The sequence below is a fragment of the Streptomyces albidus (ex Kaewkla and Franco 2022) genome (assembly GCF_013870515.1).
Classification (GTDB): Bacteria; Actinomycetota; Actinomycetes; order Streptomycetales; family Streptomycetaceae; genus Streptomyces; species Streptomyces albidus.
The window spans coordinates 1-15,589 of record NZ_JACBXA010000140.1 but is presented as its reverse complement, the minus strand read 5'-3'; the positions used below and the strand labels follow the sequence as shown (position 1 = coordinate 15,589).

14 protein-coding genes and 1 pseudogene are annotated in these 15,589 nt (G+C 69.7%); 11 read left to right on the top strand and 4 right to left on the bottom strand.

Annotation, left to right across the window (positions count from 1 at the left end; all coding sequences use genetic code 11):
* Both H5J26_RS19650 and H5J26_RS19645 read left to right on the top strand, forming a co-directional pair.
* Window positions 1-1,127 (top strand): annotated as a pseudogene (locus H5J26_RS19650) (family 2 glycosyl transferase); the annotation flags it as partial.
* Entirely contained in the window at window positions 1,124-2,713 is a 1,590-nt protein-coding gene (locus H5J26_RS19645) for a DUF5719 family protein (RefSeq protein ID WP_181767217.1), read from the top strand. The pseudogene H5J26_RS19650 and the gene H5J26_RS19645, both read left to right, overlap by 4 nt.
* A gap of 42 nt (window positions 2,714-2,755) precedes the next feature.
* On the opposite strand, the gene H5J26_RS19640 is transcribed toward H5J26_RS19645, so the two are convergent.
* The 3 genes from H5J26_RS19640 to H5J26_RS19630 form a co-directional block, all read right to left on the bottom strand.
* A complete protein-coding gene (locus tag H5J26_RS19640) occupies window positions 2,756-3,283 on the bottom strand; it encodes an SRPBCC family protein (RefSeq protein ID WP_181767216.1) in 528 nt (175 codons plus the stop codon).
* Between the two features lie 33 nt (window positions 3,284-3,316).
* Entirely contained in the window at window positions 3,317-3,655 is a 339-nt protein-coding gene (locus tag H5J26_RS19635; protein WP_181767220.1) for an ArsR/SmtB family transcription factor, read from the bottom strand.
* A gap of 203 nt (window positions 3,656-3,858) precedes the next feature.
* On the bottom strand, window positions 3,859-4,335 hold the full coding sequence (locus H5J26_RS19630; protein WP_181767215.1) for a metallopeptidase family protein: 477 nt from the start codon (window positions 4,333-4,335) through the stop codon (window positions 3,859-3,861).
* 318 nt (window positions 4,336-4,653) lie between these two features.
* Between H5J26_RS19630 and H5J26_RS19625 the strand changes: the two genes are divergently transcribed.
* From H5J26_RS19625 to H5J26_RS19590, 8 genes are all read left to right on the top strand, one after another.
* A complete protein-coding gene (locus H5J26_RS19625; RefSeq protein ID WP_309237983.1) occupies window positions 4,654-5,052 on the top strand; it encodes a DUF3499 domain-containing protein in 399 nt (132 codons plus the stop codon).
* Between the two features lie 227 nt (window positions 5,053-5,279).
* Window positions 5,280-6,644 carry a phosphomannomutase/phosphoglucomutase gene (locus H5J26_RS19620; protein ID WP_181767214.1) on the top strand — a complete coding sequence of 455 codons (1,365 nt, stop codon included), beginning with the start codon at window positions 5,280-5,282 and terminating at the stop codon, window positions 6,642-6,644.
* Between the two features lie 170 nt (window positions 6,645-6,814).
* Window positions 6,815-6,988, top strand: a complete 174-nt coding sequence (locus tag H5J26_RS19615) for a Trm112 family protein (protein WP_181767218.1) — start codon at window positions 6,815-6,817, stop codon at window positions 6,986-6,988.
* Window positions 6,989-7,069: 81 nt separating this feature from the next.
* On the top strand, window positions 7,070-8,287 hold the full coding sequence (locus tag H5J26_RS19610; protein WP_181767213.1) for an SIS domain-containing protein: 1,218 nt from the start codon (window positions 7,070-7,072) through the stop codon (window positions 8,285-8,287).
* A 28-nt stretch (window positions 8,288-8,315) separates the two neighbouring features.
* The gene (gene manA / locus H5J26_RS19605) at window positions 8,316-9,584 is read left to right on the top strand and encodes a mannose-6-phosphate isomerase, class I (protein WP_181767212.1); all 1,269 of its coding nucleotides are present in this window, start codon (window positions 8,316-8,318) and stop codon (window positions 9,582-9,584) included.
* Window positions 9,585-9,690: 106 nt separating this feature from the next.
* A complete protein-coding gene (locus H5J26_RS19600) occupies window positions 9,691-10,623 on the top strand; it encodes a cation diffusion facilitator family transporter (RefSeq protein ID WP_181767211.1) in 933 nt (310 codons plus the stop codon).
* 422 nt (window positions 10,624-11,045) lie between these two features.
* Complete coding sequence (gene ahcY, locus H5J26_RS19595) at window positions 11,046-12,503, top strand: adenosylhomocysteinase (RefSeq protein WP_181767210.1); 1,458 nt, start codon at window positions 11,046-11,048, stop codon at window positions 12,501-12,503.
* Window positions 12,504-12,621: 118 nt separating this feature from the next.
* Window positions 12,622-13,236, top strand: coding sequence for a hypothetical protein (locus H5J26_RS19590; RefSeq protein WP_181767209.1), 615 nt, complete (start codon window positions 12,622-12,624; stop codon window positions 13,234-13,236).
* Window positions 13,237-13,266: 30 nt separating this feature from the next.
* On the opposite strand, the gene H5J26_RS19585 is transcribed toward H5J26_RS19590, so the two are convergent.
* Window positions 13,267-14,229, bottom strand: coding sequence for an RDD family protein (locus H5J26_RS19585; RefSeq protein ID WP_181767208.1), 963 nt, complete (start codon window positions 14,227-14,229; stop codon window positions 13,267-13,269).
* 75 nt (window positions 14,230-14,304) lie between these two features.
* Between H5J26_RS19585 and H5J26_RS19580 the strand changes: the two genes are divergently transcribed.
* Window positions 14,305-15,312 (top strand): stage II sporulation protein M, encoded by a 1,008-nt coding sequence (locus H5J26_RS19580; RefSeq protein WP_181767207.1) that lies wholly within the window; start codon window positions 14,305-14,307, stop codon window positions 15,310-15,312.
* Window positions 15,313-15,589: the final 277 nt, after the last annotated feature.

Sequence of the window (15,589 nt, the reverse complement as noted above, 5' to 3'; positions counted from 1 at the left end):
TGCTGTCCGGCAGCGCCGAGGGCGCGTCCGCCACCCCCTCGGACGTCTCGTACTCGATCGTGCGCGGCTCCGGAGCCAGGCTCGGCGACGCCGATCTCGCTGCGGCAGGGGGTGACGACGCGCGGCTCGAACGCGTGGTCGCCAACCTCGTCGCGGGCTCCGGCGCCGACCAGACGACTCAGCTCGGCGGCTACGCGGTCCGCTACGTGCTCGTACGGGACGGAGCACCCCGGCAGATGAGCCGGGTGCTGGACTCGACGCCGGGTCTGACGCGGCTGAGCCAGGAGGACGGCAGCGCCCTGTGGCGGGTGGACCGGCAGGTCTCCCGCATCAGCGTGGTGTCCGGTGCGTCGGACAAGGGCGCGGCCGGAAAGAAGACTGCTCCCGTTCCCGTCGCCGCCGGTCCGGTCGAGGCCGCGACGGAGATCAAGCCGGGTCCTGCCGGCCGGGTGCTGCGGGTCGCCGACGCCGCCGACCCCGGCTGGCATGCGACTCTCGACGGTGCCCAGCTCGACCCGGTCACCGTCGACGGATGGGCCCAGGGCTTCCAACTCCCCGCAGACGGGGGCCGGTTGCAGCTGACGTACGAGACGGGTGCGGCGCACACCGTCTGGATCTGGCTTCAGGGCTTCCTTGCCGTCGTGGCCGTCGTCCTGGCCCTGCCCGGCCGACGCCGGGAGGTCGACGACGACCTCCCGGAGGAGGTGACCGTGCCGGCACAGCCCGTCGAGGGTGAGGGCCGCCGGGCCCGCAGGCTGCGGGCGGCGAACGACGCCGCCGAGGCAGCGCCGGGCGCCGATCCCGCCGCCGCGATCCCGGAGCAGCCCACGGAGGCGCCGTCACAGGACGAGTACCGCGCCGATTTCGACAGCCGGTACGGGGTGCAGGACGACAGCGGCTTCCAGTACGGCACGGACTACGGGCAGCCCTACGGTGAGCCGCAGTACGAACCGCGGCAGGCGCCTCAGCAGTACTACTCGGACCAGCAGTTCGGCGAGCGGCTCGACGAGCCCTACGGCCAGGGTCACGCCGACCCGTACGGGACGCAGGAGCACGACGAGTACGCCGGTTCGGCCGACCCGTACGGCTACGACCCGCGGTACCCCAACAGGAGCGATCAGCAGTGAACCGGACCACCACGACCCTCATCGGCGCGGTCACCGCACTCGCCGCGCTGACCGGTGTCGCCGCTGTGGCCGCGCCCGGCGACGAGGACACCGGACCGGCCTCCGCGGCGGGCCGCAAGCCTGTCGAGCGTTCCACCCTGGTCTGTCCCCAGCCCAGCCTGTCCGACGTGGCGCAGACGGAGTACACGGCCTTCTCTCCCAAGGGAGGCGAGGGCAAGGGCAGTGCCGAGCTGTATCCCGCCGAGAAGACGGACGCCGACGGCACACCCGGCGGCTCCGAGGAGAAGAAGGAAGAGAAGCCCAAGAAGGGCGACAAGGGGAAGAAGAGCAAGAAGAAGGACGAGCAGGAGACCCGGGCCGACGACAAGCCGGGCGCCGACGCCCAGCCGCTCGTGCCGCTGAAGGCGCCGGGCAAGCCCGTGACGGCGAAGAAGGACTCGTCCGCACCCGCCTTCTTCGGGTCCGCCGACGGTCGGCTGGCACCCGGCTGGACGGTTCAGCAGACGACGAGCGTCGCCGTCGGGGCAGGCCGCGGCCTCCAGGGCACAGCCTGCTCGGTGCCGGACACCGACTTCTGGTTCCCGGGTGCGAGCACCGCCGAGGACCGGCAGGACTACGTCCACCTGACGAACCCCGACGACACGAGCGCCGTCGTCGACCTCGACCTCTACAGCAAGAAGGGCCGGGAGAGCTCCGAGGCCGGCGAGGGGATCACCGTTCCGCCCCGCTCCACGGTGCCCGTGCTGCTGTCGACCCTGACCGCGGAACCGCTCATCAACGTGGGCGTCCACGTCGTCGCCCGCGCCGGCCGGGTCGGTGCGCAGGTGCAGGCGGTCGATGAAAAGCTCGGCGGTGACTGGGTGTCGGCCGTCGCCGATCCGAACCCGAGCGCCGTGCTGCCCGGCATCCCCGGCGACGCCACGGGCGTACGGCTCGTCGTCCTCGCCGTGGGTGAGAACGACGCGGACCTCAAGGTGCGGCTGGCCACGCCGTCCGGGCAGATCGCCCCTGCCGGCGCCGAGACGCTGCACGTACGGGGCGGCATGGTCAAGGCCGTCGACCTGAGGGACCTCACCAAGGGGGAGGCCGGCTCCCTCGTCCTGACGCCGTCGGAGGGCGGGAGCGAGGCCACTCCGGTGGTTGCTGCACTCCGCGTCACGCGAGGCAAGGGGAAGAAGCAGGAGACGGCGTTCATTCCCGGCACCGCACCTCTCGTGGAGCGCGCCACCGCCGCCGACAACCGTGAGAAGGGCTCCAGCCTGTCGCTCACCGCCACCGGGAAATCGGTGTCGGTCCGTGTGACGGCGTCCCCCGGCAGCGGCGGAGGCAGCCCCGTGAGCCAGACCTACAAGGTCAAGGGGAAGACCACCAAGTCCCTTGTCCCGCCGCGCCCGAAGGGCGGCAAGGGCACCTACGCCGTGACGGTCGAGCGGCTCTCCGGAGGACCGCTCTACGCCTCGCGCATGATGGAACGCAAGGACGACGGCGTGCCCGCGTTCACGGTGCAGACGTTGCCCGACGACCGGGGCACGGTGTCCGTCCCCGAGTCCGGCCAGGATCTGTCCGTACTGACGAACGGGAACTGAGCGGCGGCTGCCGACCGCTCCGCGCGGCCGGCAGCCCTGTGATCAACTGCCGTCTTCCGGGGCGCCCGGGATCGGGGCACCCGAGGGCATGCCCTGCGCGACGTACTCCTCGTAGAGGGGGCGCCACGGCTCCGCGGAGTCGCCGTGCGGGCCCACGGCCGTCTCACCCGAGACGTGCTTGTCGAACTCGGCTAGGCAGACGGTCCAGCCGGCTGCGTTGCGGGCGGCGGTGTCCTGGGACTCCAGCACGTTGATCAGGGTGAGCGTGCAGCTGCCCTCTCCGGCGGGTTCCAGCTCGAAGTGCAGTTCGTCGCCGCCCCAGGTGAAGGCGAAGCGGCGCGGAGGTTCGAAGGCCAGGACGGTTCCGGAGCTCGGCTCGAGGTTGGGATCGCCGGAGAACTCGATTGTCCCGCCCGCGCGCGGCTCGATGCGCACGGCGCTGGGGAACCAGTGCGCCAGCTCCTCGCTCTCGGTGACCGCCGCCCACAGCCGTTCGATCGGGTGCGGGTAGGTGCGCTCGAACCGCACTGCAGGGCGGCCGTCGTGCTGGAAGTAGCTTCCGCGGTCCATGAGTTGCTCCCGTCCTCGGACTCGTCCCTGTTCTCAGTCCTCGTCCGTCTGCTTGCGGCTGTGGCTGTGCTCGTCCTTGTCGAGGTGGTGGCCGAGTGCGTCGAGTCGCTCGTTCCACAACTGGCGGAACGGGGCGAGCCACGCGTCGAGTTCGGCCATCTGCTCGGCGTTGATCGAATAGATGCGGCGCTGGGCCTCGGTGCGCACCCGGACCAGCCCTGCCTTGCGCAGGACCCGCAGGTGCTTGGACGTCGTCGGCTGCGTGAAGCCCAACTCCTCGACCAGTTCGCCCACTGCGCACGCGCGTTCGCGCAACACGTCGAGCATCGCCCGCCGGTGGGGATCCGCCAGTGCCGACCACGTGGAATCCATCACGGATCCCAATATGCCACTTCACGTATATACGCGTCAAGGAATATACGGGGGAAAGCTGCATGGAGTCGCAACGCCACGTTCCGTGAACGTCTGACTGTGAAATGCGACGCGTGGTCCTTGTGGGCTCAACAACCCGGCAGGGGCGACGCGTTCGGATGCCACGGCGTGCCGCCCGGCCCCGCCCCCGCGTCGGACACCCCCTAGTCCTGCCCGTACCTCGGGTCGACCGACTCCGGGGCGAGCCCCAGCAGTTCGGCCACCTGTTCCACGACGACCTCGTGGACGAGCAGCGCCCGCTCGTCGCGGCTGCGCGTACGGATCTCGACCGGACGCCGGTAGACGACGATCCGGTCGGGCCGGTCGCCCTTGGACTCCGCCACCCGCCCCAACGGCACGACTTCGGCGTTCTCGTCCAGCTCGCCGTTGTCCGTACGGGGCACTTCCTGCACCGCGAACTCGACACCGGTCAGCTGCGGCCAGCGCCTCTCCAGCCTGCTGACCGAGTCACGCACCAAGTCGTCGAAGGACTCCGAGCGGCTGACGGCGAGAGGCACTTGTGGAGGTGCGACCGGGCCGCGCATGCCGCGGCCGTGACGGTCGCGCCGGTGTGGTCGGGGCTCGTCGTGATCGGGTTCGTCGGCGTGGTCCGGCTGACGAGGCGGAACAGGGCTGTTCATTGACCTGAGCCTAGCTTCCGTACGGTCGTGAGAAAGTCCGCATCAGGACTTTCTCGGTCGTGTCCCAGGATGATCGTCCCCGTCACGTTTCGGCTCGTTTCCTGTACGTGTTGCGATCGTTGATCTCGCTCCCGAAAGCCGGTTCGGACCGACTCCCGATCGCTTGACGGGTGTTGAGCGGATTTCCCGGGCCCTACGCGCACCGGCGGCTCCGCTTTCTCGCAGATCAGATGTTTCCGGCGTATCAGGACGACACGACGGAGTGACGTCGAAGAGAGTCGTCGCAGGCCGCTCAAGAGTGCGGTACGGTCCAACGTCGTGAGCCCTGTACGTCGCTGTTCGCGCACCGCATGCGGCCGTCCCGCCGTCGCGACGCTCACGTACGTCTACGCGGACTCCACCGCCGTTCTCGGGCCGCTCGCCACATACGCCGAACCGCACTGCTACGACCTGTGTTCGGAGCATTCCGAGCGGCTCACGGCACCTCGCGGATGGGAAGTCGTGCGGCTCGCTCTGGACACCGGCCCCGCGCGGCCGAGCGGTGACGATCTCGAGGCTCTCGCCAACGCCGTGCGGGAGGCGGCCCGTACGCCGCGCCGCGACCCTTCGGCCGCGGTCCCCTCCGACGCCGTCGGCGGCCCGAACGGCCGCGACTCCGACCCGATGGAGGTCGCCCGCCGCGGTCACCTCCGCGTCCTCAGGTCGCCCGAGCAGTAGTCCAACAGGCCCTTCACGGGCGCTGCTTCACGACGACGGTTCACGACGCTGATTCACCGCGGTTCACGACGACGGTCCTTTCCGCCCGCCGCGGTTCATGCCGCCTTCCGGTGCGGTTCATCCCTACAGCCCCTGGTGGCGCCGGGTGTTGAGGCTCCCAGCAGGTAGATTTGGCCGCTCAGTGAGCTGTCGAGAACCCTGAAAGTGATCCAGGAGAGGGCTGGTCCGTGGCTGATCTGTCGGAGATCGTTAAGGCGTACGACGTGCGCGGTGTCGTACCCGATCAATGGGACGAGCCGCTCGCCGAACTCTTCGGGGCCGCGTTCGTACGCGTCACCGAGGCGTCCGCGATCGTGGTCGGGCACGACATGCGGCCCTCATCGCCCGGCCTGTCCCGTGCGTTCGGCGGGGGCGCGGCACAACAGGGCGCGGACGTCACGGAGATCGGGCTGTGCTCGACCGACCAGCTCTACTTCGCGAGCGGCCAACTCGACCTCCCCGGTGCGATGTTCACCGCCAGCCACAACCCCGCGCGATACAACGGCATCAAGATGTGCCGCGCCGGCGCAGCGCCCGTCGGCCAGGACAGCGGGCTCGCCGACGTCCGCGCCCTCGTCGAGCGCTGGTCCGAATCAGGCCTCCCCGCGCGGGAGCCGGACGCGCACACCGGCACGATCACCCGGCACGACGTGCTCTCCGACTACGCGATGCACCTGCGCACACTCGTCGACCTCACCGGCATCCGGCCGTTGAAGGTCGTCGTGGACGCGGGGAACGGAATGGGCGGCCACACCGTCCCGACCGTCTTCGAAGGGCTGCCTCTCGAGCTCGACCCGATGTACTTCGAGCTCGACGGCACGTTCCCCAACCACGAGGCGAATCCGCTCGATCCGAAGAACATCGTCGACCTGCAGCTGCGCGTCCGTGAGACAGGCGCCGACATCGGGCTGGCCTTCGACGGTGACGCCGACCGGTGCTTCGTGGTCGACGAGAAGGGCGACCCGGTTCCGCCGTCCGCGATCACCGCGCTCGTCGCCGCGCGCGAACTCGCCAAGTCGCCCGGATCCACGGTGATCCACAACCTGATCACGTCGTGGTCCGTCCCCGAGGTCGTACGGGAGAACGGCGGCACACCCGTGCGTACGCGTGTGGGCCACTCCTTCATCAAGACCGAAATGGCCCGTACGGGCGCGATCTTCGGCGGCGAGCACTCCGCGCACTACTACTTCCGCGACTTCTGGAACGCGGACACGGGCATGCTCGCCGCGCTCCACGTACTCGCCGCCCTCGGTGAGCAGCAGGGCCCGCTCTCGGGCCTCGTCCAGCAGTACAACCGGTACGCCGCCTCCGGCGAGATCAACAGCACCGTCGAGGACCAGACCGGCCGCGCGGCGGCGGTCAAGGACGCCTACCAGGGCCGCGACGGCGTAGAGATCGACGAGCTGGACGGGCTGACCGTCACCGCCGCCGACTGGTGGTTCAACCTGCGGGCCTCCAACACCGAACCGCTGCTCCGGCTGAACGTCGAGGCACGCGACGCCGGGACGGTCTCCACAGTGCGGGACGAGGTCCTCGCGATCGTGCGCGGCTGAAGCCCCTTCTTCTCACGAGCGGGTGCGGCCGTCGAGCGGCCGCACCCGCTCGCGCATGCGCGTCGTCACTGCGGTCGGGACCGTCCCCGCGAGGTGACGGCCGCACGACAGGCGCCCGGCCCCCGGCGGTACCCTGGCCAGCAGTCGTGCCTGCCTCCGAAAGGGTCACCATGTCGCTCGAAGCCGGTCTCCTGGAGATCCTCGCCTGCCCGGCGTGCCACTCGCCGCTCCGCGAGGAGGCAGAAGAGCTGGTGTGCACAGGCAGCACGGAGTGCGGTCTCGCCTACCCGGTCCGTGACGGCATTCCCGTCCTTCTCGTGGACGAGGCGCGGCGCCCGGCCTGACCCTCGGCGGGCAGCACAACCCCAATCACACACCCGGTGCGGGCGGCCCTTCGTCCCGCGGCCGATCGGAGGCTCCGGAAGATGCTCGACGAGTCACTCCTCGACTCTCCTGAGGCCCTCGCCCGCGCGGACTCCCAGGGACTGCTGCGCGGTGCCGCGGAATCCGGCGCCCACGTGCGCACGGCAGTGCTCCTGGCCGGCGAGGCCGGGCTGACCGAACTGCGTCCCGACGGGCGCCCGCGTGCCGTACTCGTCGCGGGCCCAGGCCCTGCGACCGCCTGCGCCGCCGGACTTCTCGGTGCGATGTGCAACGGCGGTGTTCCGGTCACCCTTCTCCGGCCGTCCGGCCCGCTCGCAGCGCCCCGGGCTCTGCGATGGGCGCTTCCCGGCTGGGCCGGCCCCCTCGACCTGCTGCTCGTCATCACTCCGGACGGCGACGAGGGCGGCCTGACCGTCCTGATCGAGCAGGCGTACCGGCGCGGCTGCACGGTCGTCACGGTCTCCCCGGCCGCATCCCCCGCGGCAGAGCTCACCGCCGAGACGCATGGCCTGGCTGTCCCCCTGGGCAGGGGTCCGCTCGGCGCATCGGACGAGGCCTACCGGCAGACCGATGCCGCCGGACAGGGGGCCGGAAATTCCGGGCAGGCCGACCAGCAGCGGGCCGCGGCAGCGTCAGCAGCCGCACCCGACATTCTCTGGTCGATACTGACGCCGCTCCTCGTGCTCTCCGACCGTCTCGGCCTGTTCCCGGCGGAGCCCTCGGCCGTTCAGGCTCTGGCCGACCGCCTCGATCACGTGGCGGAGCGGTGCGGTCCTGCCATCGCCACCTACAGCAACCCCGCCAAGTCACTGGCGACCGAACTCTCCGGCGCACTGCCGCTGTTGTGGAGCGAGGGCGCCGTCGCGGCCGCAGTGGCGCGGCGCGCGGCGGGCACCTTCGCAGCCGTCCCCGGCGCCCCGGCGCTCGCCGCCGAACTGCCGGAGGCGATGAGCGCGCACAGTGCACTTCTCTCCGGTGCGTTCGCCGCCGCGTCCGACGCGGACGACTTCTTCCGCGACCGAGTCGAGGACGCCGAATCGCTGCGCGCACGGATCCTCCTGCTGCGTGACCAGGGCCCCTACGAAGGCTCCGCCGTCGTCGCCGTACGGGACCTCGCGTACGCGCAGGACGTCCCCATCAGCGAACTCGAACCCGCCGAGGGCAGCAGCCCGCTGGAAGCCGCGGCCGAACTGATCGCCACCGCCGATTTCACCGCCGTTTACCTGGCGCTGGCCGCCGGCGCCCCATCATGGTCCTGACCGCCGGAAGGAAGCGAAGCGCCACCGCATGGACCGCCTCACCAATACCGTCAGGCCCTACGCATGGGGCTCCACCACCGCCATCCCCGACCTGCTCGGCACGCCGCCCACCGGTGAGCCGCAGGCCGAGATGTGGATGGGCGCCCATCCCGGCGCCCCGTCGAGCGTCGAACGCGGCGCAGGTGCACTCCTGCTGCCGGACGTCATCTCGGCTGATCCGGAAGGGGAGTTGGGCCCCGAAGCGGTGCGTGCCTTCGGGCCGCGCCTGCCGTTCCTGCTGAAGCTGCTGGCCGCGGCGTCGCCCCTCTCACTCCAGGTGCACCCGGACCTCGATCAGGCGCGCCAGGGCTTCGCCGACGAGGAGGCGCGCGGCGTCCCCCTCCAGGCGGCCGGCCGCAACTACAAGGACCCCAACCACAAGCCCGAACTGATCTGCGCGCTCACGCCGTTCGACGGGCTGTGCGGCTTCAGGAGCGCGGCGGAGGCGGCCGATCTGCTGTCCGCGCTGGACGTGGACGGGTTGAAGCCGTACGTGGACGTTCTGCGGGCCGCCCCGGAGGGCGAGGCGCTGCGCGAGGTGCTGACCGCCGTACTCACCGCGGACAGGGACGAGATCGCGGGCACGGTCGCCGAGGCCGCCGACGCGGCGGCAGCTCTCGCCGGAGCAGGCCCGCACGCCCAGTCGTACGCCGCCTACACCTCCATCGCCCGCCACTACCCGGGCGACCCCGGAGTCATCGCCGCGATGCTGCTCAACCATGTACGCCTTCAGCCCGGCGAAGCGCTCTACCTCGGTGCCGGAGTGCCGCACGCCTACCTCGACGGTCTCGGGGTCGAGATCATGGCCAACTCCGACAACGTGCTGCGCTGCGGGCTGACCCCGAAGCACGTGGACGTCCCGGAGCTGCTCCGCGTCGTCCGCTTCGAACCGGGCGAGCCCGCCGTGCTGCGCCCGGAGGCCGGACCGGACGGCGAGGAGCACTACGAGGTCCCCGTCGACGAGTTCCGTCTCTCCCGTCATGTGCTGGATCCGGGGAGTGCGGCCTGCCGGCTCGACGCCCGTACGCCGCAGATCCTCCTGTGCACCGCCGGCACCGTGGTGCTGCGGGACGAGAGCCTGGACGAGCGCGGGGACGAACGACGGAACGAGCGCCGGGCTGGAGCGACGGCCACGGGAACAGGGCCCTCCACCGCTGAACTGACCCTGGAACAGGGCCAGTCCGCGTACGTGCGGGCCGGGGAGCAGGTCGGCGCGAGCGGTGACGGTACGCTCTTTCGCGCCACGGTGACCGTCTGACGGGACGGTCGGTCCAGGCTGTTCCGAGGGGGAGAAGCTCGAGTCTCCGGGAACATGGGCACCACGTGCATCCCGTTCAACACCGAGAGAGGGACAAGCGACTCGTATGAGTGCATCAGGCGGTTCGAAGGCGATCATCGCGGCGCTGGGGGCGAACCTGGCCATCGCCGTGGGGAAGTTCGTCGCCTTCGCCTTCAGCGGCTCGTCCTCGATGCTCGCGGAGAGCGTGCACTCGCTCGCCGACTCGGGCAACCAGGCCCTTCTGCTGCTCGGCGGCAAGAAGGCCAAGAAGAACGCCAACGAGGAGCACCCCTTCGGGTACGGGCGCGAGCGTTACATCTACGGCTTCCTCGTCTCGATCGTGCTCTTCACCGTCGGCGGCGTCTTCGCTCTGTACGAGGGCTACGAGAAGATCAAGCACCCCCACGAGATCGACGTCTGGTACTGGCCGGTGGGCGTGCTGGTCTTCGCGATCATCGCCGAGACGCTCTCCTTCCGCACGGCGATCAAGGAGTCCAACGAGGTTCGCGGATCGCTGAGTTGGAGCCAGTTCGTACGCCGGGCCAAGGCGCCGGAGCTGCCCATCGTCCTGCTTGAGGACCTGGGCGCGCTGGTCGGTCTGTTCCTCGCGCTCTTCGGTGTCGGCATCGCCATCATCACCGGCGACGGCATCTGGGACGGCATCGGAACCCTGTGCATCGGCGCGCTGCTCGTCGTGATCGCCATCGTCCTGGCGGCCGAGACCAAGTCGCTTCTGCTGGGCGAGTCCGCGGACCCCGACGAGCGGGAGAAGATCCGGGCCGCCATCGTCGACGGCGAAACAGTGACAAGGATCATCCACATGCGCACCCTCCACCTCGGTCCGGAGGAGCTGCTGATCGCCGCGAAGATCGCAGTGCAGCACGACGACACGGCAGGCGAGGTCGCGCGGGCGATCGACGCGGCGGAGGGCCGAATCCGGGCGTCCGTCCCGATCGCGCGGGCGATTTATCTGGAGCCCGACATCTACCGGCCGGAAGGCTCCGACTCCGAGAAGTAGGCGGTAGGGGCGCGTACTCGAGCACCGGCGCGGGCGAACAGCCGAGGACCGATGCGCCGGACTCGTCCTGGTAGGGCAGTTGTGTGCCGATGTGTGGGAGCGGGCGCTCCTGGGCATCGGCACAACTGCGTGCAGTGTGCGGCCGAAAACCGAGCAGGCCTGCCCTTGCTCGCACGTGAGCGAACCGCTCGACTGGACGAGCGGTGTAGATTCGTAGAAGCACAGACGTCGCTGCTGATGGCGGTCGGCTGGCCCCCGAGGGCCACCGAGGGAGAGAGGGCCTCCGACGGACTGGGCTGCGAGCAAGGGATCAGTGTGTCCATGTGCAGTCTGCGTACGTCGGACACGCACCGCACACAGAGCCCTAGCGCCGCAGCACGGACCAGTCAGCCATGACCTCGACATCGAGGAGAGCAGCTCGCATGACGACGACCTCCAACGGCCAGGACTTCAAGGTCGCAGATCTTTCCCTTGCGGCCTTCGGCCGCAAGGAGATCAGCCTGGCCGAGCATGAGATGCCCGGCCTGATGGCGATCCGCAGGGAGTACACCGCTGACAAGCCTCTGACAGGGGCCCGTGTCACCGGGTCTCTTCACATGACCGTGCAAACGGCCGTTCTGATCGAGACCTTGACCGCCTTGGGCGCCGAGGTCCGCTGGGCGTCCTGCAACATTTTCTCCACCCAGGACCACGCCGCGGCGGCTGTCGCGGTCGGCCCGAACGGCACTCCGGAGAACCCGCAGGGTATTCCGGTCTTCGCCTGGAAGGGCGAGACCCTGGAGGAGTACTGGTGGTGCACGGAGCAGGCCCTGACCTGGCCCGGCGCCGCCACCGGCGGTCCCAACATGATTCTCGACGACGGCGGTGACGCCACGCTCCTCGTCCACAAGGGCGTCGAGTACGAGAAGACCGGTGTCGCCCCCTCTCCCGACACCGCGGAGAACGACGAGCACCGGGTGGTCCTGGAGCTGCTGAACCGCACGCTGCGGGAGAGCCCGCAGAAGTGGACCCAGCTGGCGTCCGAGATCCGCGGTGTGACGGAAGAGACCACCACCGGCGTGCACCGGCTGTACGAGATGCAGCAGGACAACTCGCTGCTCTTCCCGGCGATCAACGTCAACGACTCCGTCACCAAGTCGAAGTTCGACAACAAGTACGGCTGCCGGCACTCGTTGATCGACGGGATCAACCGTGCCACCGACGTCCTGATCGGCGGCAAGGTCGCAGTGGTCTTCGGCTACGGCGACGTCGGCAAGGGCTGCGCGGACTCCCTGCGTGGGCAGGGCGCACGCGTCCTGATCACCGAGATCGACCCGATCTGCGCACTCCAGGCAGCCATGGACGGCTACCAGGTGGTGACCCTGGAAGACGTGGTGGAGACGGCGGACATCTTCATCACCACCACGGGCAACAAGGACATCATCATGGCGTCCGACATGGCCCGGATGAAGCACCAGGCGATCGTGGGCAACATCGGCCACTTCGACAACGAGATCGACATGGCGGGTCTCGCCGCCATCGACGGTGTCGTCCGTGACGAGGTCAAGCCGCAGGTGCACACCTGGGCCTTCCCCGACGGCAAGGTGCTCATCGTGCTGTCCGAAGGGCGACTGCTGAACCTGGGCAACGCGACCGGCCACCCGTCGTTCGTGATGTCCAACAGCTTCGCGAACCAGACGATCGCCCAGATCGAGCTGTTCACCAAGCCCGAGTCGTACCCGACCGGCGTCTACGTGCTGCCCAAGCACCTCGACGAGAAGGTCGCCCGACTCCACCTGGACGCGCTCGGAGTGAGGCTCACCACGCTCCGCAAGGACCAGGCCGACTACATCGGTGTCCCCGTCGAGGGCCCGTACAAGCCGGAGCACTACCGCTACTGACCGGCAGTCGAAGCCCGTCACTCCCAGCAGTTGACGGGCGCCGGTGAACTCCGAGGCCCCCGCCCCCGTGGCGGGGGCCTTCGGTATGCCGCCGCACCACCGCACGTAGAGTCGGCCCATGCCACGCGGCCGGTATTCGCTCCACGATCCGCACGATCACACCCCCCTCGGTCAGGAACACTTCCAATGCGCCACAGGCCCCTCCGGCTGGCGCTACGTCTCGCAGATCACCACCCCTTCCGGTGACCATTCCGGCTCCGTCGATCTGGCCCTCGACGAGCTCGGCCGGCCGATCCGCCTCGAACTCCACGCCTCCAGCTGGCAGGTTCGCGGCGTCGCTCTGGACGGCGTCACCTGGGTCCGCACGGACCCGACAGGCGAGCACGCTCAGGAGGGCAACGTAGCTGCGCACTCCTTCACCGGTGGATCCCCCGCGTTCCTCATCGCGACCTCACGGCTGCTGCGCGTCGCCTCCAGGGCCCCCGCCACACGCGTCCGCCTCGTCGCCCTCACACCCCCCGTCCTCGCGCCCCGCACGCTCGATCAGTCCTGGGCACTGATCGGGACTGAATCACACGCCACTGACAACGAGCCCCTGGTCGTCCAGAACTACCAGGTCGGCGAGGTCGACACAGGCGAGCAGCACCCCGTCCACATCGCTGGGGACGTCGTGCTCGCGGCCCCCGGGATCGAGTTGGAGGAGCTGGAGTCCCCACCGTCCAGGTTCAGTTGAACCGCCCTTCGGACGGGGGAGCAGCGCGGCTCACGACGGCGGTACGAACCCCGTGCTCCGCTTCTCTTCGGTGATCGGCGTCTCACGCCCGTCCGCGACATCGCCGCCCCCCTGCCCGCCGGAGGCCGCAGCAGGTGTCCAGACCGGCGTCCACGGATGCTGCGCAGCGCTCAACGGCCCGCCGCCCTGCCCCGCGGTCTGAGCTTCGACCGGCGCGGGCAGGCCTCCCGGAGCGGTACCGCCCCGGACGCCGAAGGTCCGTTGCGCCTCCCTCGCCTGCCGCTCGGCGACCACACCCGCCAGATACGCCGCCGGCGGCACACCATCCGGTGCCGGAACGCCCGTACACGACACGAGGTCCGCTGCAAGCCGTTCCGCCATCGACCGGCTCACGGCCTCGTCGAGCTGACCGGCACGCATGAGGTACTGGCGCACGGCCAGCCAGAGAGCCCCGGGAACGCGCGAAAGGTCCAACTCCCCGAACCTGCCTGCCAGCCAGGCCGGCGGCGGCGGTGCGGGCATCCCGGCTGCGACGGGAACCCTCTCCCGTACGACCAGAGTTCCTGCGAACACGTCCCCGAGCCGCCGCCCCCGGGCGGAGATCAACGAAGCAGCACAGGCGACGACTCCGAAGAAGAGCTGGATCTCGATGACACCGAGCGCACCACGCACCAGCGCGTGCCGGAAGCGGATCGGTCCGCCGTCCTCCCGCACCACCCGCAGACCGCACATCAGCTTCCCGATCGACCGGCCGTGGCTCAGCGTCTCGATCGCGATCGGCACGCCCACCAGCACGAGCAGGAACAGGGCAACCTGGATCGCAGCCAGCGCAGCGGCGTCCAGCGAGGAGACCGCCGCCAGCAACGCCACGGCCACCAGCAGATAGACCGCCCAGGCGAGCAGCAGATCGATGAACACCGCCAGCGCCCGGCTCGGCAGGCGCGCATGCCGGAGTCCGAGTACGACGGCATCCCCTGTCACCAGTTCGTTCACCGTGTCTCCTGCCTCAGCTGTCCCCGTCTCAGCACAGTCTGCCGCCCCGCCGGAGCGATCTGCCAAGCTCTCACCATGGATCTGGATGTCTTCGTCTCCGCACACAGGGCGGAGTGGGACCGGCTGGACGACCTGCTGCGCCGTCGGCGCCGTCTCTCCGGTCAGGAGGCCGACGAGCTCGTCGTGCTGTACCAGCGCACGGCCACACATCTCTCCCAGGTCCAGTCGAGCGCCCCCGATCCGGCGCTCGCGGGAAGCCTCACCTCACTGGTCGCGCGTGCGCGAAGTGCGGTGACGGGCCCGCGCAAAGCCTCGTGGCGGGACGCCGCGCACTTCTTCGTCGCGGGCTTCCCGGCCGCCGTCTACCGCAGCCGCCACTGGTGGGTCCCGACCGCGCTGCTCTCGGTCGTCGTCGCGGCCCTCATCGGTTGGTGGATCGGCACGCACCCGGACGTACGCTCAGCGATCGCCGCCCCCGACGAACTCCGCGAGATGACACGTCCAGGCGGTCAGTACGAGGCGTACTACTCGAACCATCCGGCGACCTCGTTCGCGGCCCAGGTCTGGACGAACAACGCCCAAGCAGCCGCCGTCTGCCTCGCGTTCGGCGCTCTGCTCGGCATCCCCGTGCTGTGGGTGCTCTTCCAGAACATGCTCAACCTCGGCATCGGAATCGGCCTGATGGAGTCCGCGGGCCGGCTCGACATCTTCCTCGGCCTGATCCTCCCGCACGGGATCCTCGAACTCACCGCTGTGTTCGTCGCGGCAGGTACGGGTCTGCGACTGGGGTGGACGGTCATCGACCCGGGGCCGCGAACTCGCCGCGACGCGCTTGCCGCTGAAGGCCGGGCCGCGATCGGGATGGCCATCGGACTGGCCGCGGTGTTGTTCGTCTCCGGTGTCATCGAGGGCTTCGTCACGCCGTCCGGTCTCCCCACTTGGGCACGCGTCACGATCGGGGTGGTGAGCGAACTCCTGTTCCTGGCCTACGTGTACGTCCTGGGAAGTCGTGCCGTACGGGCGGGGGAGACGGGGGACATCGCACCCGACGACCGCCCCACGCCGGTGCCGACCGCAGCGTGATGTGCGTCCGCACCAGGCAACCTGCTACTGTTCTCGCCGCCCCGGAATCCGGTTGACACCGGCCTTCCGTGGCCGTGGGTTCGAGCAGTTGCCCCGGGCTGGACGAGTTCGGCAGCAACAGTTGGTATCTTCTTCGCTTCGACACGCGAATCCAGTTCATGGATATCGCTGAGAAGCACCCCCGATTTTCTGTCGGATAAACTCTGATAGAGTCGGAGACACCGAGAGGGAAACGCCCGGAGTGGCCTGTGAGGGTTGCGATGGAAGTGTCCGTTCT